Annotated in this window: 23 protein-coding genes and 1 pseudogene; 6 read left to right on the top strand and 18 right to left on the bottom strand. The window is 38.7% G+C overall.

Annotated features, from left to right (window positions below; translation table 11 throughout):
• Window positions 1–45: 45 nt before the first annotated feature.
• From istB to ACZ9EE_RS29530, 9 genes are all read right to left on the bottom strand, one after another.
• On the bottom strand, window positions 46–810 hold the full coding sequence (gene istB, locus ACZ9EE_RS29570) for an IS21-like element helper ATPase IstB (protein ID WP_476024666.1): 765 nt from the start codon (window positions 808–810) through the stop codon (window positions 46–48).
• Window positions 807–2366, bottom strand: coding sequence for an IS21 family transposase (gene istA, locus ACZ9EE_RS29565; RefSeq protein ID WP_476032154.1), 1560 nt, complete (start codon window positions 2364–2366; stop codon window positions 807–809). The genes istB and istA overlap by 4 nt, the downstream gene beginning before the upstream one ends.
• A 117-nt stretch (window positions 2367–2483) precedes the next feature.
• Window positions 2484–2801 carry a hypothetical protein gene (locus ACZ9EE_RS29560; protein WP_476032153.1) on the bottom strand — a complete coding sequence of 106 codons (318 nt, stop codon included), beginning with the start codon at window positions 2799–2801 and terminating at the stop codon, window positions 2484–2486.
• 159 nt (window positions 2802–2960) lie between these two features.
• The gene (locus tag ACZ9EE_RS29555; RefSeq protein ID WP_476032152.1) at window positions 2961–3473 is read right to left on the bottom strand and encodes a DUF3189 family protein; all 513 of its coding nucleotides are present in this window, start codon (window positions 3471–3473) and stop codon (window positions 2961–2963) included.
• Window positions 3474–3607: 134 nt separating this feature from the next.
• Window positions 3608–4282, bottom strand: a complete 675-nt coding sequence (locus ACZ9EE_RS29550) for a DsbA family protein (RefSeq protein ID WP_476032151.1) — start codon at window positions 4280–4282, stop codon at window positions 3608–3610.
• Between the two features lie 21 nt (window positions 4283–4303).
• Entirely contained in the window at window positions 4304–4723 is a 420-nt protein-coding gene (locus tag ACZ9EE_RS29545; protein WP_476032150.1) for a DoxX family protein, read from the bottom strand.
• Between the two features lie 206 nt (window positions 4724–4929).
• A complete protein-coding gene (locus ACZ9EE_RS29540; protein WP_476032149.1) occupies window positions 4930–5787 on the bottom strand; it encodes a M56 family metallopeptidase in 858 nt (285 codons plus the stop codon).
• Window position 5788: 1 nt separating this feature from the next.
• Window positions 5789–6205 carry a BlaI/MecI/CopY family transcriptional regulator gene (locus ACZ9EE_RS29535; RefSeq protein WP_476032148.1) on the bottom strand — a complete coding sequence of 139 codons (417 nt, stop codon included), beginning with the start codon at window positions 6203–6205 and terminating at the stop codon, window positions 5789–5791.
• Window positions 6206–6331: 126 nt separating this feature from the next.
• Window positions 6332–6475: a YjcZ family sporulation protein gene (locus ACZ9EE_RS29530; protein WP_476032146.1), complete on the bottom strand. Its 144-nt coding sequence runs from the start codon at window positions 6473–6475 to the stop codon at window positions 6332–6334.
• A gap of 238 nt (window positions 6476–6713) precedes the next feature.
• Here ACZ9EE_RS29530 and ACZ9EE_RS29525 point away from each other — a divergent pair, with 238 nt between their 5' ends.
• Window positions 6714–8405, top strand: a complete 1692-nt coding sequence (locus ACZ9EE_RS29525) for a GMC family oxidoreductase (RefSeq protein WP_476032145.1) — start codon at window positions 6714–6716, stop codon at window positions 8403–8405.
• A gap of 105 nt (window positions 8406–8510) precedes the next feature.
• On the opposite strand, the gene ACZ9EE_RS29520 is transcribed toward ACZ9EE_RS29525, so the two are convergent.
• Window positions 8511–8735: a hypothetical protein gene (locus tag ACZ9EE_RS29520; RefSeq protein WP_476032144.1), complete on the bottom strand. Its 225-nt coding sequence runs from the start codon at window positions 8733–8735 to the stop codon at window positions 8511–8513.
• Between the two features lie 64 nt (window positions 8736–8799).
• Between ACZ9EE_RS29520 and ACZ9EE_RS29515 the strand changes: the two genes are divergently transcribed.
• The 4 genes and pseudogenes from ACZ9EE_RS29515 to ACZ9EE_RS29500 all read left to right on the top strand — a co-directional run bounded on the left by ACZ9EE_RS29515 (window position 8800) and on the right by ACZ9EE_RS29500 (window position 12366).
• Window positions 8800–9066: a ferritin-like domain-containing protein gene (locus tag ACZ9EE_RS29515; protein ID WP_476032143.1), complete on the top strand. Its 267-nt coding sequence runs from the start codon at window positions 8800–8802 to the stop codon at window positions 9064–9066.
• Between the two features lie 27 nt (window positions 9067–9093).
• Window positions 9094–9447, top strand: a complete 354-nt coding sequence (locus tag ACZ9EE_RS29510; protein ID WP_476032142.1) for a spore coat protein — start codon at window positions 9094–9096, stop codon at window positions 9445–9447.
• Window positions 9448–9753: 306 nt separating this feature from the next.
• Window positions 9754–10954: pseudogene (locus ACZ9EE_RS29505) on the top strand (iron-containing alcohol dehydrogenase).
• Between the two features lie 41 nt (window positions 10955–10995).
• Window positions 10996–12366, top strand: a complete 1371-nt coding sequence (locus ACZ9EE_RS29500; protein ID WP_476032141.1) for an aldehyde dehydrogenase — start codon at window positions 10996–10998, stop codon at window positions 12364–12366.
• 140 nt (window positions 12367–12506) lie between these two features.
• Here ACZ9EE_RS29500 and ACZ9EE_RS29495 read toward each other — a convergent pair whose 3' ends face one another.
• Both ACZ9EE_RS29495 and ACZ9EE_RS29490 read right to left on the bottom strand, forming a co-directional pair.
• Window positions 12507–13082: a GNAT family N-acetyltransferase gene (locus tag ACZ9EE_RS29495; RefSeq protein WP_476032140.1), complete on the bottom strand. Its 576-nt coding sequence runs from the start codon at window positions 13080–13082 to the stop codon at window positions 12507–12509.
• A 101-nt stretch (window positions 13083–13183) separates the two neighbouring features.
• On the bottom strand, window positions 13184–13987 hold the full coding sequence (locus ACZ9EE_RS29490; RefSeq protein ID WP_476032139.1) for an RDD family protein: 804 nt from the start codon (window positions 13985–13987) through the stop codon (window positions 13184–13186).
• A 119-nt stretch (window positions 13988–14106) separates the two neighbouring features.
• Here ACZ9EE_RS29490 and ACZ9EE_RS29485 point away from each other — a divergent pair, with 119 nt between their 5' ends.
• Window positions 14107–15087 carry a stage II sporulation protein M gene (locus tag ACZ9EE_RS29485; protein WP_476032138.1) on the top strand — a complete coding sequence of 327 codons (981 nt, stop codon included), beginning with the start codon at window positions 14107–14109 and terminating at the stop codon, window positions 15085–15087.
• Here the strand turns inward: ACZ9EE_RS29485 and ACZ9EE_RS29480 are convergent.
• The 6 genes from ACZ9EE_RS29480 to pepF all read right to left on the bottom strand — a co-directional run bounded on the left by ACZ9EE_RS29480 (window position 15065) and on the right by pepF (window position 22021).
• The gene (locus tag ACZ9EE_RS29480; RefSeq protein WP_476032137.1) at window positions 15065–16423 is read right to left on the bottom strand and encodes a DUF58 domain-containing protein; all 1359 of its coding nucleotides are present in this window, start codon (window positions 16421–16423) and stop codon (window positions 15065–15067) included. The genes ACZ9EE_RS29485 and ACZ9EE_RS29480 overlap by 23 nt on opposite strands.
• The gene (locus tag ACZ9EE_RS29475; protein WP_476032136.1) at window positions 16374–17303 is read right to left on the bottom strand and encodes an AAA family ATPase; all 930 of its coding nucleotides are present in this window, start codon (window positions 17301–17303) and stop codon (window positions 16374–16376) included. The genes ACZ9EE_RS29480 and ACZ9EE_RS29475 overlap by 50 nt, the downstream gene beginning before the upstream one ends.
• Window positions 17300–18433: a DUF4350 domain-containing protein gene (locus ACZ9EE_RS29470; RefSeq protein WP_476032135.1), complete on the bottom strand. Its 1134-nt coding sequence runs from the start codon at window positions 18431–18433 to the stop codon at window positions 17300–17302. Before ACZ9EE_RS29470 ends, ACZ9EE_RS29475 begins: the two co-directional genes overlap by 4 nt.
• The gene (locus ACZ9EE_RS29465; RefSeq protein WP_476032134.1) at window positions 18430–19071 is read right to left on the bottom strand and encodes a DUF4129 domain-containing protein; all 642 of its coding nucleotides are present in this window, start codon (window positions 19069–19071) and stop codon (window positions 18430–18432) included. The genes ACZ9EE_RS29470 and ACZ9EE_RS29465 overlap by 4 nt, the downstream gene beginning before the upstream one ends.
• 20 nt (window positions 19072–19091) lie before the next feature.
• Window positions 19092–20006: a hypothetical protein gene (locus ACZ9EE_RS29460; protein WP_476032133.1), complete on the bottom strand. Its 915-nt coding sequence runs from the start codon at window positions 20004–20006 to the stop codon at window positions 19092–19094.
• A gap of 227 nt (window positions 20007–20233) precedes the next feature.
• Entirely contained in the window at window positions 20234–22021 is a 1788-nt protein-coding gene (gene pepF, locus ACZ9EE_RS29455; RefSeq protein ID WP_476032132.1) for an oligoendopeptidase F, read from the bottom strand.
• Window positions 22022–22161: the final 140 nt, after the last annotated feature.

Here is a 22161-nt window from a genome sequence, read left to right as displayed (position 1 = left end):
CTGAGCCTTTTGTAAGCGTCAAGTACATTTGAACAATTTTGCTTATTAATTTTGAACACTTTCTTCTTTAAAAATTGTCTCGCGATGTTTCATTCTATAACTTGAATCATTAAAGTGAACGATTTCTGCTCGATGTATAAGACGATCCAAGATAGCTGTCGCAACACCTACGTCACCCAAGAGCTCGGTCCATTCTTTTGGGGAACGGTTGGAAGTCAATATAATCGATGAGTTGTTGTACAAGTCATTTATCAATTGGAAAAATAGATTCGCTTCCCTTGGATCCATCGCTGCGTACATCAAATCATCAATAATGACTAATTGTGATTCTTTTATTCTCTTAATCCTAGTTTGGGACTTCCTCGTTATGTCCATAGTTTTCAAGGTATGAACCAAGTCACCCATCGTGATAAAGGAAACCCTGTAGCCTCGTTTAATGGCTTCTAATCCTAATCCAACCGCCATGTGTGTTTTCCCCACACCTGGCGGTCCCAATAGAATAAGATTAAATAATTGCTCAATCCATGCTAATTCTTTTAATTGATTAAACTGCTTTAAGCTTAAGGATTCTTGTTCTTCTAAATTAAATTGCTCCAACGGAGTGATACATGGAAATGCTGCGAGTTTCAAGCGTTTTTCCATGTTTTTCTCATCTCTCATTTTTCGTTCGTATTCTACTATATTGTTCAGAAAAGCTATATAACTAAGCTGCTCCTCTTCAGCTTCTTCCAGAAGAGTAGGGAGCTTCTTTGATGTTTCCATCAACCGAAGTGAAATGAGTGAGTCCTGAAGATTTTTTATTTGCTTCATTTTGTGCTCTCCATGATTGTGTAATAATGTTCTAATGGACGCTGATTTGCCTCAGTATTTGTTAGTGTTAACTCAGCGATGTCGTTATGATCTTTATCAGCCTGTTGATCGCTGACGTTCACACTGTTCACTTGTCGTTGTCGTTTAAAGAGGGCTACTACATCATGAAAGTCATTCGCACTAAACAGTTGCCTCTCCAAACAGAGTGATAACGCATCATCTATTAATTCTAATGTACTAAGTTCGATACACTTTTTTATTAAGCTTAGCTGGTCCCGAATATAACGTGGATACCTATTCCGTAACTCATTTAGGTAATCGATAGCTTGTGATTTATTTGTAAAATGCTCACTAGTGACTTCGATAAGCTCCTTTATTCCTTTTGATCTATCCCTTTTATGGGAAGTATTTTGAATGAGTTTTCCTTTATCAGGGTTAATGTAATGTGTTGCCAGTAATTCCCCTGAATCCTGGACGTAGATTACTATCTTATTATCATCGGTCACATAATAATGTACTTCTGGATACTTTTGAAATGTTCCTAACGGAACAGAGTATCTGTTCGAGAGATACAGGATTGTATTGTCCTTTCGGACACTTCTTGCTATACTAGTTTTGTGAATATCATTTACAGAGTTGACCTGTCGCATGTGTTGCTTTTCGAGGAGAAACACATCGGCGGGTCTTCTTTTTGTGCCGTTATGAATTTTGCCATTACCTGTTCTTTTTAACCATTTCTGAGACTGCTCGTTCCAGGAATCAATGTTATAAAAAATTCTATTATTAATGAAGTTATTCTTGATAAACTTAACCGCATTTTCTACTTTTCCTTTACTCTCTGGATCAGCCTTTCTGCAGAGTTTAACTTCAAATTTAACTTCATTTACAAATTGTTGAAATTCTTCAGTGAGTAAAATATCCCCCTCATTCTCAGATACAACAATTAGTCGATCCTGATCATACAAAATCTCTTTTGAAACACCCCCAAACTCCTTAAATGCATTCCAATGAGCCGAAATTACATCCTTTGTTGTGAAAGGCCGATTTTGATATTCAACATATTTGTATCTAGAATGGGCTAACACAAATACAATAAAAACTAATTTTACTGGTTTACCAAATTGATTCCTTACCGTTTTAAATCCAAAGTCTGCTTGCATTTGTTCACCCATTGGAGGGTCAGGGACTGCCTGATAATCCCTAGTGCTTGATTCTTTTGGAATTTGATAATCCTCTCGAAGACACCTTACATAGCTTCTTACTGTACTTTCTCCAACGTTGAATTCAGGATATTTTTCTTTAAGCCAGTCTTGTACTTGAGCTGCAGTTAAATCTGGATATTCTCTTAGCCAAAAAAGGATCAATTCCTTATGAATATCTAACTTTTTACTTCTAGTCATTGTTGATGCTGTCCATTCTGCCATTTCCTCGGGTGATTTACGGATATACTTATAAACAGTATTTCTTGATATATCTAGTTTCCTAGCGATAGTAGAAATACTGTATTTTTGATTTAGCATTCCTCTTATTTCTACATACATTTCAAACTTATCCACCTTTTCAATTCCTCCGCCTAATCAAGAAGTATAAAAATCTATCATAAGGTGGAGAACGATTTTAGTAAATAAGTGTTCAATATTATTCATCGCAAACTGTTCACTTTAGTCTAGCAGTTACACCTTTCCACTGACAATAATTTTGTCCTCTGTTTCTGTTACCACTACCTCTTTAAATACGTTGTTTTGATAGACATTTGTCTCCGGTACAGGTGCAGCTGGTTGATCCGGGTCTTTTGTCTCTTCATTTTCTGGTGTTGCTGGGTCTGTTGTGCCCTCTTGCACAGGTGTGGCTGGCTGGTCTGGATTTTTTGCTCCCTCTTGCACATGGGAAGTTGGTTTTTCTTGATTTGCCGTTTCATCTTGTTGGTGATTACACGCAGCTAAACTAATAGTAGCAATAAACACAGCTAATAAAAACGTGACTTTTTTCAATTTTTCATCCCCCTTTTCTTATTTTTATTCACAAGTTCAAGGATGGATTATGGTTTATTTATAAGACATGTTGTCAAAAATATGGTCTCTGACTTTCCTCTTAATCAAAAGAAAAATCCAATGAGAAATCATTGGACTACAAAAAAAGAATGTTGTGATTTATTTGTACTTTTTATTTTCTAAAATAATTACATTTTCATTGAATGACGTACGACCCACCTGTTTCGTGTTTTCAACTAACCGATAAATATTATCACAGCATTGTTTGGCACCAATCACTAACAACGGGACACCAATAAAGTCGAGTTTCAGACCTCTCGAAAAAAATCCGCCAAGTGACATCGGTAATGGCACGGTTGGAGATGTATTGGAGAAAATAATCTTCTCATTAAAATGAAATTTTCCTTGCAGCATCAATGTCAGTTCTTTCATTGCTGGTACAGCGAGTTTATCTCGTTTGCGTCCAATCGTAAAAACGGAATTGCCCTCATCATCGTCCCCATGATAAAGAAGCTTTCCAAAATCGTTTCTCGTAAGTTTATTAAAATACTTTACATTCAATATTTCTTCAGAGGTAAGTTTTCTTTGCGATTGAGGTAATTGTTTTAAATGATAGGCAGCCGCCAAAGAGGTTGTATGTGTTCCAGCAAAATCATTATAAATATATATCATAGGAATTCATCCTTTAAAACGTATATATATTTATTATAGGCATATATTCCAATTCTCATTCGACGGCCCATCACTCGTCCATATAACAATGCAAGTTCATCTGCACTAACTTTGTAAACCTGATACTAACGTGACTATTCCTTCGCTGCTTCATTTACTCTGTCCTTGAAATCGTTATACGTATTTCCCTCAAATTTCACTCCATTAATATAAATGACAGGGGTACTTGTAATATTTAAGTTATTAGCCGCATTCATATCTTTTTCCCATGCCTCTTTGGTTTGATCATTAGTATAGGCATTGACCACTTTTTTTACTTCTGCTTCAGAGGCAACTTCACTTAATGTATCCTTAAGAAAAGATTCTGTATAGATGTCTTTTTGTTCTGCGTTCGTATCTTCTGGCTGTTTATCATATAAAAGCTGATGGAACTTCCAAAATGTTTCATTGCCAAGTTCCTTAAATACTGCTTCCGCAAATTTGGCAGAACGAGTTGAATCAATATTAATAAAGGAATAATTCATAAAGTACAAAGATGCTTTACCTGTATCGATAAAATCCTTTTCTATACTAGGAATAAGGGTATCGTTGAAATTTTTACAATAGGGACACTTATAATCACCAAATTCAACTATTTTTACCGTAGCACTCTTTTCCCCTATAAATGGCTGTCCCTCATAATCAATTGCTTGTTTTTTAGCATGATTGGATAGAAAAATTAACCCAACCAGACAAATTGCTATTAAACCAATAATCCAGAAAACGAACTTGGAGGACTGTTTTTTTGATGTATTGTTACCTGAAGACATTGTCTCACCCACTTTACTTCTCTATGAATTTACTTTATTTTGCTGATTTTTATATAGCAGCTTGGAATCCAAGGAAAAGACGGAATTTGATTGTAGAATTAAAAACACGGCTATAACGGCAAAAGCGAGATCCAATTCGTACCCTGCACCTTGTCCATTCCCCATGAACCCTGCAGCTAATTTAACTTTTAGTGTAGCTCCTATCATAAGTAACAAGAAGAGTGCAGCTATGTATCTAGTTCCAAAACCTACTATTAATAAAATCCCCCCGACTAATTCAATCGTCGCGACTACATATCCCATGAATCCTGGAATTCCTATACTTTCAAACCAGCCCGCAGTATTTCCAATACCGTTTTGAAACTTTGAAATCCCATGGATAAAAAAAGATAAACCTAAAAATATCCTTAAAACTAATACCCCAACCTCTGCTTTTTTCATTTAAATTCTCCTTCCTTCTTCAAAAAAATTTGAACGAAACACTACAACGTGTAGTGTTAAAGGTAACAGAAAGTCTATTTTTATAAAAATTAACCACCCATTACACTACTGATTGTAGTGTAATGGCTGATTTTGGTCAAGAACTTTTAATTATCACCGTTAATTTAATAAAGGATTAGGTTGCCCCAATCCTTTACGTGTTTAGGCTAAGCAAATATTAAAATGAAAGAAATCACTATAAATACATTTAAAGAAATAATAATTGCCCTTATCTGAATCTTAACGGGGATGGTTTGTTGTGGGTTTAATAATTGTTTAAGTCTGTAATCGACTGTTTCATCCGCAAAATGAACCAGTGCAGGAGCTAAACTTGATTTGATCTTTAATTGCTTTTTAATTAACTTTAATAACGCACTTCCTAACCCAAGTTCAGTACCCATGCGGTGAATCGCATATTCATCAGCCGCTAGTTCAACCATAATCCGATAATTCTGATAGGACCATTTGGTAAGAGGAATATACCACATTACCTCTGAAATGATTTGCAAAATAAATACCTTCATTCCATGATCATACTTTTGATGCGACGTTTCGTGGTAAATAACTGCTTCTAATTCCTTTGCATCTAACATTTTTATTAAAGTAGTAGAAAGTACGATTCTCGACTTCCAAAACCCAACCGTAAATGCAAACGGCTCGTTTTGTTCGATAACCACAATGTCATTGTTTTTCCTATTAAACCTTTGATTTAATCCTTTTGTTGGTTCCATAACAACTAGTTTGTTTATTTTACTCCGAAGTTTATTTAAAAGAAAGATTTGTTGAACAACCTTTTGACAAACGATAAAAATGGTATAAAAAATATAGAAGTTAACCATTAATAAAATCGCAGAATAGGCAAAAGTCCCTCTTTTAAATAAACTGACACAGAAATTAAAAACGTTAAATAGTTCTATCGGCCCACATAAGATGTTAATTAGGTAGAAAACCATTTGGACAAGTAAAATAATCGCAAAGAATAGGGATGATCCTAATACGGCGGTCGATTTATGTTTCCAAACCATCTTACTTTCTTTCCTTTTTTAATTGTTCGATTTTCTGTTCTAATTTTTGAAGAAGATGATCATCAACTTCTTTTAAGGAATCCAGCATATGGTTAACAACCAATCCGCCAAATTCATCTAATAAGTTTTCTGTTAATTTTTTTGATTGATTGTTGATGAAATCTTCTTTGGTCGTAACAGGCTGAAATAGGGATGTTCTTCCTTCCAATCTTTTTGTCAGAATGTTTTTATCGACAAGACGATTCATAACAGTCATGACGGTATTAAAATTTATAGTTTTTTCTTTTTCTAAGATTAGTTGGACTTCTTTTATACTCATCTGATTACCATTCCAAAGAATATCCATTATTTTAGCCTCTAATGGGCCGAAAAAACGATTCAGTCCTTCTTGATCAAATCGAAAATTATTAAGTGTCATGTATCGTCACCCTTTCATTACATATTGTAGTGTATCTGCTATAAATTTTCAATGGATGGGCTGATTAGGATAGTTAACTAAAAAAAGCCCGAATCGGGCTTTTTTGGGGGAAGATTATTGATTTTCTTAGAAACAGATTACTGCTCCAACGATGATTAATAGGATAAACAATACAACGATTAAAGCAAAACCACAGCCGAATCCTCCTCCGTAGCCATAACCTCCGCCACAACAACCGCCGTAACCTCCAAAGCCACCATAACCAAACATATTGAGCCCTCCTTTAGGTATTTTCATTACAATTTATGTAAAGAAAATAAAAATGGGAAGGGCGTTTTCACTAGATTCAACTTAAGGACAAACTAGAAACTTACACCATCCTAATTTGTTTAGGATGATATAAGTCCAAAACAAGGTGTAACATGGACACTCACTCAAGAGAACTGTTCACATACATATATGATAGTATTCATTAAATATTTGTAAGGGTATGGAGAGGAATGATCACATGACCCCCAAAAATACGTTTGATTATATTTTAATAGGTGCAGGAACCGCAGGTGGTGTAATTGCCAAAGAATTAACAGATGATAAATCAACATCTGTACTTGTCCTTGAAGAAGGAACCAATATGACAAAAGCGTTAAGGAACCCTAGTGGTGGAACTGCAATTACCTTATCAACTGATAATAAATATTCCTTTAATATTCTGTCAAAATTGGAACAATCTATTGGGCGTCAGCTTTTATTATCAGGAGGTAGAGTAATTGGCGGAAGTTCTGAGCACAACGCAATGCTTGCTGTTCGAGGAAGTAGTGATCTTTATGATGAATGGGCAAGTCTTTCAGGTCCTCAATGGGGTTATAAGAGTATCCGTCAATTATTTCAAGAAAATGAAACGTATATTGGCTGGACACAAGCTCCCAATGAAAGAGGAACCAATGGTCCCATCTTTATAAGACAACAAAAGATACCAAAAGCTGGACTTACGACTATTTTAGCAAAGGCAATATCTGATGTGTTAGGAATTCCCATTGTGGAGGACTATAATACGGGGATAAGAGATTGTACATTCTTTAAGTCCCAATTTACCCAAAAAGAATTGACTCCAGGGAAATTCGTTCGTTCTTCAACTGCTACAGGTTATTTAAATAAACATATTGTTACTCATGGAGATGAATGGAACCCTGATGAGTTTGGAGTTGGTCAAAGAAAACTGGCAATAATTGCAAAAACCACCGTCAATAAAATTCTCTTTGAACAATACAGGCAAATCCAAACTGCCGTGGGGGTTGAATTTGTTAGAAATGGTAAATCACAAAGAGCATTTGCGAGCAAAGGGATAATAGTCTGTGCGGGGAATTTCTCATCGGTTATTTTACAACGATCAGGAATTGGAAGGTCTTCAGATTTGTCTAAAGCTGGAATATCAACAATAGTCGAAAGCCCAAATGTCGGATACAACTTTCATACGCATTATGCTGTTGGTATGGGGGTAGAAGTGGAAACTACCCGCCTATTAATGGTCATGTCGTCTGATCCCGATCAACCAATACCATTAGGTGCCTTTAAGAAAGATGATGAAGAAGGTCACCAGTCAGGGCGTCGCCTTCAATTATTAGGTAATGTATTCCCAAGATTTATTCCGGTTCAAGATGTCCTGATTAACAGTTGGGATTTTAACGAGGATAAACCGAGTAATATTATGAGTATTGGAATTGTGGATCTCAAACCTAAAAGTAAAGGGACCATTTTGGCAGCACATAGCGACCCTGAAGCCTATCCATCTGTTGACTTTAATCCTTTAGAGAACCCGGATGATTTAGATTATATGGTTAACCATTATATTGAGACTTACAATATAATAAAACGAGCACGATTATTGGATCCAGAGGGTATATATAGAGTTGTTTATCCTTCGGAAAATATATTTCTATTAAAAGATGAACAAAAGAAACGAACCTTACTTGCTAATTTTGCCAAGGCATCCTATAACGTCCTCAATCACTATGGAGGACAATGCAGGATGGGCAAGAATATCGATGAAGGAGTGGTAGATGGTTATTTAAATGTATTTGGGACCCAAAACCTGAAAGTTGCCGATCTATCCATATCCCCTATTTTACCAGATGGTAACACAGCCTTAGCAGCCCAAATGATTGGTTTAAATGCTGTTAAGTTTATTCGAGACCAACAATAAATTGAATATAAACTGAACTGGATTAGGTGTAATAACGTTTAAAAATCACATGTTATTTTTCTAATCATAAAAACGTCGGTTAGGGAATAACCACGGTTTTTTTCATTAAGGCTCTGTTAAATTTGGCTGTTGATTTCCACTCCAGGCGCTCGCTTTCCGCGGGCGTGCCGGGGAGCCTCCTCGGCGCTTTAGCGCCTGTGGGGTTTCCCCTGCCCCGTACTCCCACAGGAGTCGAGCGCCTTCCGCTTCAATCAACAGATTATAAAAAACAACAATATTGTTTAACAGAGCCTTCATTTGTGAAATGATATCTCGTCCTCTATTTTTCATAAAATGGCTCCCTTTTGTAAATTCTATATGTGATTAATATCAAACGATAAAAGGAGTTTTTCTTATGCAAATGAATCAGCCACCGATCCCAAATCCACCTCGGGCCATTACGACTAAGGATCTTTTATATTTAAAGGATGCCATGTCTTGGGAGCTGCTAACTTTTAAGAAATTTCATGCTATGGCACAGCAAGTGCAAAATCCACAATTTAAAGAAGCGCTCGACAAAGCTGGGCAAATGCACCAAAATCATTTCCAAAAAATCCTTACCCATCTTCAAGTTGATAATAATGCAGCCTTAGCAAGCTTACCTAATACACAATTACAGTAAACTAATAATGAAATAGGAGGTTATGTGATGCAAAATCAACAATCACAGCAAAGTCAAAACAAAAATCAAATTGCCAATCCACAAACGGGTGAATTGCCAAAAGTAAAAAGTCCTGAAATGAACGATCGTGACTACATTAACGATGCGTTAAGTACTTGTAAATATTTAACAGACAGTATGAATATTGCTGTCCGCGAAGCCAGCCATGAACAGCTGCATCAAGATTTACTGCAAATGCTTAGTGAAACACACCAAAGCTGCCGTGAGCTCTATAACTTAATGTTCCAGCATGGCTGGTATAAGCTGGAGGCTGAAGAGCAGCAAAAAATTGACCAGGCCTATAAGCAATTTAACAACTATTCTTCCCAATTCCCATACTAAGAGGAAAGCCTAGTGTTCTAGGCTTTTTTATTACCCCTCCCCAAGCTCCTAGCTGCCCCCTAATAAAATAGTAGAATAATCCTTCCTAGCAAATTTTTCTTTATATGAGTTATATTTTTAGAATTTTAATTATATTCATAAAACTAACTTGACTTTTAGAAATTAAATACGCTATATAATGTGTATACATCATCTCGTATAAAACTATCTTCCTTTATGGCCCCCTTGTATTTCGGCAGGTTAACTATTCCCTCATGAAACTTAGCAAGATGGAAATCGAAATTTTAGGTAAAGTGGGGTAAAGCTATGTACAAAGCTTATTGCAGGACGATTCAAGGGGTCATGAAAACGAGCTCCTCCTTCCTGCCCTGGCGGGAACCCGAGCTGTTAGAAGGCGAAAATAGTTTGCGAAAACTGGCCAATCTCATAAAAAAACAAGGGATTGAGAGCGCTTTAATCGTTACCGATCAAGGAATTGTTTCTGTCGGACTGATGAACTGAATTTCTGGAGGATCTGAGAAACGAAAGGATTAAGTACGTGATCTATGACAAAACGGTCCCGAATCCCACAATCGAAAATATCGAAGAAGCATTGCAAATGTACTCAGAGCACAATTGTCAAGGGATTATCGCATTTGGCGGCGGTTCCCCAATGGATTGTGCGAAAGGTGTAGGGGCCCGTGTTGCTAAGCCGAATAAATCCCTCCCACAAATGAAAGGTGTATTAAAAATATTAAAAAAGCTTCCACCCCTCTTTGCGATTCCTAACACAGCAGGTACAGGCAGTGAAGCTACCCTCGCCGCCGTAGTCACTAATAGCGAAACCCATGAAAAATATGCCATAATGGATACATCCCTCATACCGCATTTTGCCGTTTTAGATCCCTTGTTAACCGTCAAGCTCCCCCCTTCTATCACTGCAGCAACGGGGATTGATGCTTTGACACATGCCGTTGAAGCCTATATTGGCAGGAGTAACACGAAGAATACAACGCAGTATAGTATCGAGGCGATAAAATTAATTTTTGAAAATCTCGAGGAAGCCTACTCAAACGGGACTAATCTTATGGCACGGTCGAATATACAAAAGGCAGCCTATTTGGCTAGAATGGCTTTTCCTAGGGCGTATGTCGGATATGTACATGCCATTGCTCATACCCTAGGCGGGTTCTATTCGGTTCCCCATGGGCTGGCAAATGCTATTATCTTACCCTATGTCCTCGAGTATTACGGTGAATCTGTCCACCTGACATTAGCTGAACTGGCTGAAATTGTCGGCATTTCCGATCCTGCTGATAGTACCAAACAAAATGCCAATAAATTCATTGAGGAAATCAAACATTTAAATGACAGGCTAAATATCCCTAAAAAGGTGAGTGGGATTATTGAACGTGATATCCCCCTCATGGTGGAACGGGCATATGCCGAAGCGAATCCCCTTTACCCTGTCCCGCGAATTCTCTTTAAGGATGACCTGTTCCAACTTTACCAGCTGATAAAGGAATAGCATCCTTTTCCACGATAAAATTAAAGAAAGGTTGCTGCGAGATGGAGACTTATCGTTCCCTCATAACCAAGCAAAAGTCATTTTTCAAAACGGAAAAAACTAAAAATATTTCCTTCCGGCTTGATGCCCTTCAGAAATTACGAGCTGCCATTAAAAAGAATGAAAAATTACTAATGGAAGCCTTAAGAACCGATCTAAATAAATCAGAATTTGATGCGTATACCTCTGAAATCGGATTTGTGTTAGAAGAATTGCGGTTTACAATGAAGCATCTTCGTTCATGGGCAGCACCCAAAAAGGTCAAAACACCCGTTACCCATATTGGTTCAACTAGTTATATTTATCCAGAACCATACGGAGTGTCGTTGATCATCGCTCCCTGGAATTATCCGTTTCAATTGGCGGTTGCCCCGTTAATCGGTGCGATTGCCGCCGGAAACTGCGCCATAATCAAACCGTCCGAATTGACCCCAAAAACATCCGAAGTATTAGAGATTCTATTAAGAGAAATTTTTCCAGAGGAATATATTGCGGTCGTACAAGGCGGAGTCGAAACAAGTCAAGCCCTGCTGAATGAACAGCTTGATTACATTTTTTTTACTGGAAGTGTTCCGGTAGGAAAAATCATAATGGAGGCGGCTGCTAAACATTTAACACCGGTAACATTAGAACTGGGTGGAAAAAGTCCTTGTATCGTCCATGAGGATGCCAATCTTAAGCTGGCTGCAAAACGGATTGCCTGGGGTAAGTTTACCAACGCAGGACAAACCTGTATCGCTCCGGATTATCTTTATGTGCATAAACGGATTAAAGAACCGTTTCTGAAGCACTTGAAGGAAACAATATTTGAACTGTATGGAAAAGAGCCGTTAAACAATCCGGATTTTACGCGGATTGTCAGTGAAAGGCATTTTACACGACTGACGTCATTTTTAGATAGTGGGCATTTATTTATGGGGGGAAATGTGGATAAAGATCGGTTAACGATCGAGCCAACGGTATTAACGGAAATCAGTTGGGAAGATTCGATCATGCAGGATGAAATTTTTGGACCCCTCCTTCCCATACTGGAATTTGACAATTTATCAGAGGTCGTGGCAGGGATCCATCGCCATCCGAAACCACTTGCCCTTTATATCTTTACGGAAGATCATCACATTCAAGAAGAAGTCTTAAACAAGGTCTCCTTTGGCGGTGGTTGTGTCAATGATACCGTTTATCACTTTGTTTCGCCCTACCTTCCGTTTGGAGGTGTCGGCACCAGCGGGATCGGAGCCTATCATGGCAAAGGGAATTTTGACACGTTCTGTCATCAAAAAAGCGTTCTTAAACAAACGACCAAGTTTGATATACCGTTCCGTTATCCAAATGTTAAGAACGGATTGGAAAAAATCAAGTTATTTATGAAATAAGATAAAATGCCTGACCTTCTGAATTGGAGGCCAGGCTTTTATATTAGGCGAGTTCAAAAAGCTCCTCATTCCATTCACTATGGCAAGCGGAATAAAAAACCCAGCACCTTTTAAAAGTGCTGGGTTTAAAAGCAAAAACTTTACAAATCCTCAAGGATATTACTTTTATCAGTTTCTTGGTTAAAGGTTAGGACTTCTTCAACAGGTTGGTAGGATTCTCCATAGAAGTGCTTGTCTTTATAGGTATGAATTAAGTTGTATGTTTTTTTCATCGCTTCAAATATCATTTCTTCAGACTCATTATTAGGGGCCCAATACAGTATTTCCATTTTATTAATCTGATTTGTTGCTAGTGACCTTCTTTCATATCCTATAGACTCTGCATGTTCGAATCCTACTCGCTTATAAAAACGAAGCCGCTTTTCAGTATCACTGTCTTCATAGTTCACTGGTTCTACTTCCAAAATAATCGGCTTACCCTTACGCTTCATTTTTTCTAATAGTTTATTACCAAGTCCTTGACCACGAGCATTTTTCGAAACGAATAGATAATCGATAAATATAAAATTTTCAAGTTCTACATACATCAAAACATGATTGGGTCCCTCATCTTTATGATAGATCTCAGAACGTTCTTTAAGTAAAGTTTCCATATGCTCTTTCGATTTCATTTCCTCAATTGGAAAATATTGATTTAATTTTTCATACCAATGCATCTGCTACTCCTTTCCAAAATTGATGAATACATTAGGAAGTATTTGCTCTTCACTGAATCTCATACGGACGATACACATTCTAATGTTTTTACCCTTTAAACTCAAAGCTCAAACTCCCATTCATCCTTAAGAATTAAGTAAAGAACTAGAAGATTATTTTCTAACTCCGTATCATTTTTTCCGTTCACGTCGATTCCAGTCTTAGGCAGCAGCAGGTCAGCAATCTGGCTTGTCAGCTGATTCCGCTCGTCCAGAGGTAACTGATCAAAGCGGCTTGCATAGGTGCTGATTAACTTCCAGTCCTTAGCTGAAAAGGATTTTAAGGTCCATTCATCCATTTCAAGGTCGTTCCTGCTAAGTCCTCTCAGATTTAGTTCCTTTTCAATTGGTGTAAGCTTCTTTTTCTTTTTTGCCTTTCGTTCATGAACGACAATCGTACCGGCAACCAGATCGCCAAGGCGTTTATGTTTGGGATGGAAAAAGATCATAAGGATACCGAGAAAATAGGCGGTTGGCAGCGAATCAATCAACCGAACTAGATTTCGAATAAAACTAGAAAGTAAGGTAATACTGTGCCCATTATCCTGGATGACGCGGATTCCAACTATTTTTTTACCAAGGGTGCGGCCTCCAGAAAAAAACTCGAAGAAAAAGAAATAGCCCCAGTTTAGGACAAATAAGCCTATAACCACAACCGCTATCGGAAAGGAACTTTGGGCAAGAAAAAAAGGCAGCTGTTCGATTCCATCCATAACAAAAAAAAGAGCCACAACGATCAATATATTTACAAGCATTAGCAAGATCTGATCCAAGATAAAGGCAGCAGCTCTGCTTCCTAACCCGGCAATCTGGAACTGAATGGCTACAAATTCAGGTGTTTTAATATCTAAATGATCATCCTTCATTAAATTCCCCCCTTAAATCTTGTTGATTTTCTCAGTTATGGTTTCTATTTTCCTACTTATTTTCTATAATTAAGGAGAAAAGCTTAAAAATTTACATAGCTCCGTAAGTGAGGTGTCAAATGAATCTCAAACAATTTGTCAAAATGCACCGTGAAGATTGGCAGCAGTTGGAACAATTCGTTACCCAATTAAGCAAACGAAAAAGAGACTATACAGGTGAAACCATTACCCAGTTTCATCGATTATATCAAAAAGCAGCACAAAATCTTTCCTACAGCCAAACCTATTTTCCAAATGATGAGGTAACGCCCTATTTAAACGGCCTTGTGTCGAAAGCACATAACCTTTTATACAAAGACCAGGTGTCGAGCATTAAACAAATTCGGTATTTCTTTAGTACAAAATTTATTGGTTTATTGCTGGAACAATGGAAATTTGTCGCTGCGGCCATGATTCTATTTTTAATTGGAGCCGTTGGAAGCTTTCTTTCGGTTATGAATGACCCGCTCCATATTTATTCGATCCTCCCGGCGGAAATTTCCCAAGGCGTCGATCCTGGCAAACTCGGTAAGGGCACAAGTGCCGTGGATTCATCCCTCATGTCAGCAAGTATAATGACTAACAATATTAAAGTAGGCATTTTTGCCTTTGCCGGAGGCATTACCTTTGGGCTCGTTACCGTTTACCTAATGGTCTACAACGGGATTATAATTGGAGCACTGGCTGCGCTATTTTGGCATCACGGCAAATCCTATGATTTTTGGGCCTATATTGTTCCCCACGGAATGATCGAGCTTACAGCTATTTTTATCGCCGGCGGTGCCGGACTTTTAATGGGCTATAAGCTCTTTGTTCCAGGACCCTACACAAGAGGCTGGCAATTAAAACAGCATGCCAAACGGTCTGTTCAACTGCTGCTTGGTACGATCCCATTGTTTGTGATTGCTGGTATTATTGAAGGCTTTATTACACCCGCTAAAATTTCACTAGAAGCTAAATATATTGTCGCAGTGCTAACCGTTGCCGGCCTGATCCTATATGTCTTAATAGGTAAAATAAAGCTAGCCAAAGACCAGCCTATAAAAGATTTTGATTCATAATCTCGATATAATGGGATACAGCAGTGACAGCCAATTTTTCCTCACGGGCCTCGATCATTTGGAGGCCTAGTTTTTCCCATTTGTTTTTTTCCCGCTTTTTTATGAGCAATTGCTGCTGGGCAATACTTTTCACCATTGCTTGCTGTACAGTTTCAGGTACTTCATTCACTCTCTTTAGTAGTGTTTGGTCTTCTACTCCAATCATCAAAAACAAATGACGCTGGCGAAGCCGTTGTAAATAGACCAAGGCACTTTCCTCGTGTAAAAAAGTCCGGACATCACTAAATAAAAGCAGCAGACTTCGTTTTTTTTGCACCGTTTCTAAATACCGTAAGACGGAGCTATAATTGGACTCAGCTGCGACTACCTTAAGATTGTAAATGGCTTGTAATATGGTCTGTAAGTGCGCCATTCCTTTAGCAGGGGGAACAAAGACGTGAATCTCCTTTGAAAAAGCTAGAACAGAAACATAATCGCCTTTCTTTAACGCTGCTGCCGTAACCGTCAGGGCTGCTTCTAATGCCTTTTCCAACCGATTTCCCTTTTTTAATTCGGCTCCCATCATCCGCCCGCAATCGATTAAAATCGTCACATATTTGCCGTGCTCCGGTTCATAGTCATTTGTCATGACTTCCCGCAATTTGGCCGTTTGGCGCCAGTTAATCTTCCGCGGATCATCACCGACAACAAACTCTCGGATTTTCGAAAAATCACCAACACCTCTTCGCTGTCTGCGGATGTGGATACCTTCATACTTTAAGAAGCTTTGAGCATTTTCTAAGAATTGTTTTGTCTCGGTTAAATCAGGAATGACTTTCACCGATTCCGGTAAGGAAACAGTTGTTTGTTTTTCCCATAATCCCAAGCGGCTGCGATAGCGAAAATACAGTTTTTGAACCTCATACTCACCCCTGACAGCAGCAGTTGAATGATAAGTAATCACTACAGCAGCATTCTTTGGGATCGACCCCTTCAGGGGAAACGGCCTGTCAAAGGACTGCGGCAAGCCGTCTATTAATCGGTAGGAAATAGAATAGGCAGAGGAATTACTAACCTCTATCTCGATTGGATACGAGAGCCCTCTTTCCATTTCTTTAGGCAGAGCCCGGTCAAACGTGAGCTGCTGTTTAGCGGGTGAAAAAAATAAGTCCACTAAACTAAGACCAAGAACCAAGATATTAAAGGTAATGACATAGGCCCAAGACAGACCGATGATCGCACTCATCATGAAAACTAGCGATAGAATTAGATAAAGGACCAATAGCCGTTTCGCAGGTAAAATCCCTCTATCTTGGAACAGGAACCGAGCCCACAAGCTCTTCAATGATTTGGTCAACGGTTACTCCCTCCAATTCTATATGTGGAGAGACTTGAATCCGGTGACGTAAGGCCGGTTTAGCGACCATTTTAATATCATCTGGCGTTACGTAATCCCTCCCTAAGAGATACGCCCATGCTTGAGCGGCTTTACCGATCGAAATACCCGCCCTTGTACTAGCCCCAAAGCGAATCGATTCCGCCTCACGTGTTTTTCTCACGATCTGTAATATATAGCCAAGCACCGTCTCACTCACCATTACTTTTTCGATTTCCTTTCTTATCTCAATAAAAGTTTCGATATCCAGGAGGGAAGAGAGCGGACTTTCTTTAAAACTGTTTTCAATGACTAGCTTTAATACATTTTTCTCCTCTTCAAAAGAGGGAAAATCGATGTAAAGTTTAAATAAAAAACGGTCCTGCTGTGCTTCTGGAAGTGGGTATGTACCTTCAAATTCGATCGGATTTTGCGTAGCCACCACAAAAAATACATCAGGTAGTTGATAGGTTTCCCCCTGGATGGTCACCTGCTTTTCCTCCATCGCCTCTAAAAGGGCTGCTTGTGTCTTTGCAGGTGTTCGGTTGATTTCGTCTGCTAACAGGATATTGGTAAAAATCGGACCCTTTAGGGTTTGAAAACTACCTTCTTTCATGTTATAAATCATGCTGCCGGTAATATCACTTGGCAGTAAATCCGGTGTAAACTGAATCCGATTAAAACTGCCTCCAAGCAGTTCGGCAAGTGTCCGGACCATTTGCGTTTTACCAGTGCCTGGCACTCCTTCTAACAGGACATGTCCACCAGATAGAATCGCAGAAAGAAGGAGCCTAATATTAAGGCTCTGACCTAAGATCCGCTCATCATATTTTTCAATAAAAGATGTTAATTCTGTCTTCATGATTCAACCTCGTTTCGTAATTCCTCTAGTTTTCTTGACCATAAAAGGTATTCTTGTTTATTAATTTTTTCTTGGTTTAGAATGGCTGCTAAGCCGGTAAGGAAAGCTTTCAGTTCACGGACAGGCATTTTCAGCCACTTTCTTTCAACATAAGGAGTAAGATCCTGCCATTCTTTACTATAAGGAACATGCCAGCGTTCCTGCAGCAGCAGCTTAACATAATCTGCTTGAATATGAAGTGAATCTTGATAACGTCTGCCTTTTACATACCAGGCGGCAATTGCCTGAATCCCTTCATCACTAAAGCGGACCCACTCTTCCCGTTCGCTTAACAATGGCCCAAACCGTTTCCCCTTATACCACAGCCAGAACATTAATAAGAGGATACCTTGGAAAATAAGAACCAAGAACCACATTGGATATACGGTTAAGAAGGTCGCTTCATTTTCTCCAACATGTGTATACTCATCAAACAACACAGTGTCAGGCTTTCCTTCGTTTAGAAGTTCAAAACTAAGGGGTAAATGATCTTTTTTCAATAGTTTAGCATTGGTCAACCACTCAGGGGTGATGGCGACGATGAGATGTCCCTTCCTAAAAGTTCTTTTTACTGCGATTGGTCCAGCCTGATCAGACAGCAGCAGTTGATCCCCCTTCTTCGGGCGGATTCGAACATCCGAATTCACTTCCGCTTTATAAAATTTACGGTGCTGGTCCTTAACCGTCGTGGATATTTCGTTTTGAGAAGGATCCTTTTCAATAAAATCCGCGTCAATATTAAACATCCCTTTTGGATTCGTTTGAAATAGCACGATTGTATTTCCAGCCCTCATATAATCGACATACGCCTGCATCATCTCTTTTTCAGGTGTAAAAGCCGGACCAACCATTATAAGCATTTGGTTTTGGTTCCGTTTTGGAAGTAAAGCTGGCGAATGGTTCCAGTTCTTTCCGTTTTTTTCCTTTTCTAAATATGTATATAGCGCCTTCACGCCAGTGGGAGAAGGTGAGGTGGTTACGTAATCCGGGTAAACTTTTGGCTTTGCTGTAAAGGAAAAATAACTCACTCCTATAAAGAGCAGGAGGAGCACTGAAAACCAAATCGATCCTCGTATTTTTGCCTTGTTCATCGAATCCTTCCCACCCCTCTTTCTCCTACTATACCGCTAATTTTCGTTCGGAATGGCTGATATTCTTCGAGACTTACCTTATGTTCTCCATAGGCCACATCTTCAAAAAAGCGGGCAAGCTCGTTAAATTGATCAGCATTTTGCTGATTCACTTTTCTTAGTTCCTCGTAGTAATCCCAATTGGTCTTCCATATCCTAGCCTCCAGCCAATCCTTCTCATGATAGTAAAGAAGCATGGCTAAGAAAAGGTGTCTGATTGATTCTGTATATTCACCGAGTGATTCCAGTTTCTCCGCCTCTTCCAAATGCTGCACGTACGTCCAATTCCAATTCTTTAATGATTGAAGCGGCTTCTGTTTTCGCAGGTCTCGATTCCTGCGCGTATTACGGATGAGAATAAACGCCGCGTAAGCTAACAATAAAATCACAACTATAATCACTGCGATTAAAATTGCGCTTGAGGCATTGCTGGCTGATTTAATAGACGGGAACAATTTCTCCAGCTGGGATGCAATCCATTCTTTTGCCTTTTCCCACCAGGTTTCGATTAACCCTCTAGAATGATTGTTATAAACTTGATACTCCTGCTTTTTTAGGATCTCTTCAATATGGTCTCGTGCTTTGTTTGCATTTAACATAACCATCACCTTATAGGTATTTAGATCGACTGATAATCATCTATCAATTCCTTTAAATCGTCAGCATCATTTCTTGTTTTTAAATCAAGATACATAATCCCATAGCCAACTGAGAAAATCATCGTTGTAAATAATGAGACCAGATTTGAAATCAGCCCCAATAATACACTGTCCCCTAAAAGTGCGCCAAAAGTCAATTGAACGGCAAAGCTTATAATGGAAACAATTAAGTAAAATACAATATAGAGGCCAAACAATACCCAGGTTCTTTTCCGTGACAACCTCCAGCTCCTGCCGAAACCTGGGGAAACCTTATCAAGGACAACTGAGCCAAAATAAAAGCTCCAGCGCGTGATTAGTAGACCCACGCCAATTGCAAACGCAATAAACAATAGAAGTCCGACCAGAATCCCTACAGCTGGATGGACAGCTGCTGCTAATGCAAAACCCGAAAAAGAGACAATCAAGATGGGGATCACGATTATTCCTATTACAATAAGTCCAAATAAAATAGAACTGCCAAGGATGGGCCAAAACCGGGTGAAGGCTTTCTTGATGACAGAACGCACTGTATATTCTTCATTTTTCTGAATATGCTGGATTGCAAATAAAATAGCCGCCTCGGCAACAGGAAAAAGCAGAAAACTTACTAGCCCAACAATGATTAAGCCGATATCAGCCCCAAAACTTCCAGAATCAAACGAGCTGGAATTGTCCAAATTTGAGAGTATTTGCTCATACCATTGCCCGCCTTTTCCAATTTCTCGAAAAAAGCTGGTCCCAGTGGCCATTTGAATAATGGCTTGAAGTAAGTAGACCGGTCCCATAAAAACAATTAAAATCATAAAAAATTCCTTAAAGCGATTCTTACTCAAACTAAAGGTATGATCCAATATTTCTCCAAACCCTTTTGGTTTTTTAAACTTAGAATCCAAATCATTATCCCCCTAAAATTTGTTTATACCCTATATTCTAACAAATCTTTAGAGTAAAAAGCTGTAAAAAAAAACAAAAAATGGCCAAACTCATAATTTAGGAATACATTCCTTAGAATCATGAAAAAACCCGAGGAGTTGCTTTCCTCGGGTCACTTTTAAAAGATTAAGAAGTACCAAAATTGACTTTAAAAATTGTCCAGCTCCAGGGTACTAGGCTTCTTTTATTAGATTTGCGCAAACTCTTCGACAAGCTCGCCAAATCGTTTAAGGGCATTTTCAATTGGAGCTGGTGTAGTTAAATCCACTCCAGTCTTTTTTAGCAGCTCAAGCGGGTAATCAGAGCTGCCGCTTTTTAGAAATTCTAAATAAGAGTGGATAGTGTCTTGATCTCCTTCTAAAATCTTAGTCGCCAAATGGATCGCAGAGGCAAACCCAGTCGCGTACTTATAGACATAAAATGGACGGTAAAAATGCGGAATCCTAGACCAGCCATATTTGACTTCCTCATCAAAAACGATTTCTTCTCCATTGTATTCCCTAAACAGTGTTTCATAGGTTTGGTTGAATACTTCCACATTTAATGGTATCCCCTTTTCGGCCATGTCATGCGTTTTCATCTCGAACTCAGCAAACATAACTTGTGTAAAAAAGGTTCCTTTGAATTGGTCAATGAAATGATTGAGTAAATGATGACGAACCTCAGGATTTTTTTCATTCGTTAATAAGTAGTTAATTAGGAGGACCTCGTTAACGGTCGAGGCTACCTCTGCCACAAAAATGCTGTAACCGGCCGTAATTTGCGGCTGATACTGCGAGCTTAACTTGCTGTGAACGCCATGGCCGCATTCATGGACAAGGGTAAATAAACTGTCTAAATCATCCTGGTGGTTTAAAAGAATGAACGGATGGACACCATACACCCCTAAGTTATAGGCACCAGACCGTTTACCTGGTGTTTCACGGACATCAATATAGCAGCCGTCTTTAAACTCCTTCAATATGGTTAAATAATCCTCGCCTAATGGAGCGAGGGCCTTCAGCATGGTCTCAAACGCTTCTTCATAGGAAATTACTTGTTTTACGCCGCTGACCAGCGGAACGCTCATATCGTACTGTCGGATTTCATCAATGTTTAACTTCTCCTTGCGAATCCTTGTGTACTTGTGCATGGGACCGATATTGTCTTTTGTTGTTTGAATCAGATTTTCATAAACCTCTCGCGGTACGTTATCACCAAACAGTGCTTTTTCAAGCGCGCTTGGATATTGACGAATTTTCGATAACGTTACGTTATTTTTTATGGCAGCGGAAAGGGTGGCAGCGATCGAATTTTTCAACTGAACATAAGGTTGATAATATGCCTTATAGGCCTCTCTTCGTTTATCACGGTCTTCATCTTCAATTAATTTAGAATACATTCCTCGTGTTAATTCAACCCGGTCACCAGTTTCGGATGTGACTTCTCCAAATTTTATATCGGCGTTATTGATCATTCCAAAGGTATGACTTGGAACCGACAAGGCTTCCCCTAATTGGGATAAAATTTCTTCTTGTTCCTTACTTAATACATGCTTTTTGTACCGAAATGAGTCCAGCAAGTCTTCTTCAAAGTATTTTAGTCTTTCCTCTTCTTTGATATAACCCGTTAATGTTTCTTCGTCTAAGCTCAGTAAATAAGGCATAAAGAAAGAAGTGGCCGCACTAATCTTAACACTAAGCTGCTTTGCCTTGTCTAAGTGTGACTGAGGAAGTGTCTCCCGCGTATTTTCATCGACCATTAACATCGCATAGGCATAGACCTTATTAAAATGGAAGGAAAGTTCTTCTCTTTGTTTTAGGTATTCATATAAGGAGTGGCCGTCGTTTATTTTTCCATCGAATTGCTTTAAAGCAGTGCCGATATTCTCTATTAATCGGTAATCTTCTTCCCATTTCTTAAGATCAGGGTAAATATCGGATAAATTCCATTTTTCATGGACTGGGACTTCAATTCTACTGGTATAAGTGATCATGGGTTGGCTCCCTTCAACATATTTCAGTTATAGTTTGTCTTTTAAAAATCCAAAAGCACTCTCAAGTATATTCCATATGTATCAGCCATTATCCTTTTTTATGTTAAGTTTCAGTTCAATTTAAAATGGAAGCAGGCCAT

It is taken from the genome of Bacillus sp. URHA0034 (assembly GCF_056280405.1).
This window is presented reverse-complemented; position numbering and strand designations above follow the sequence as displayed.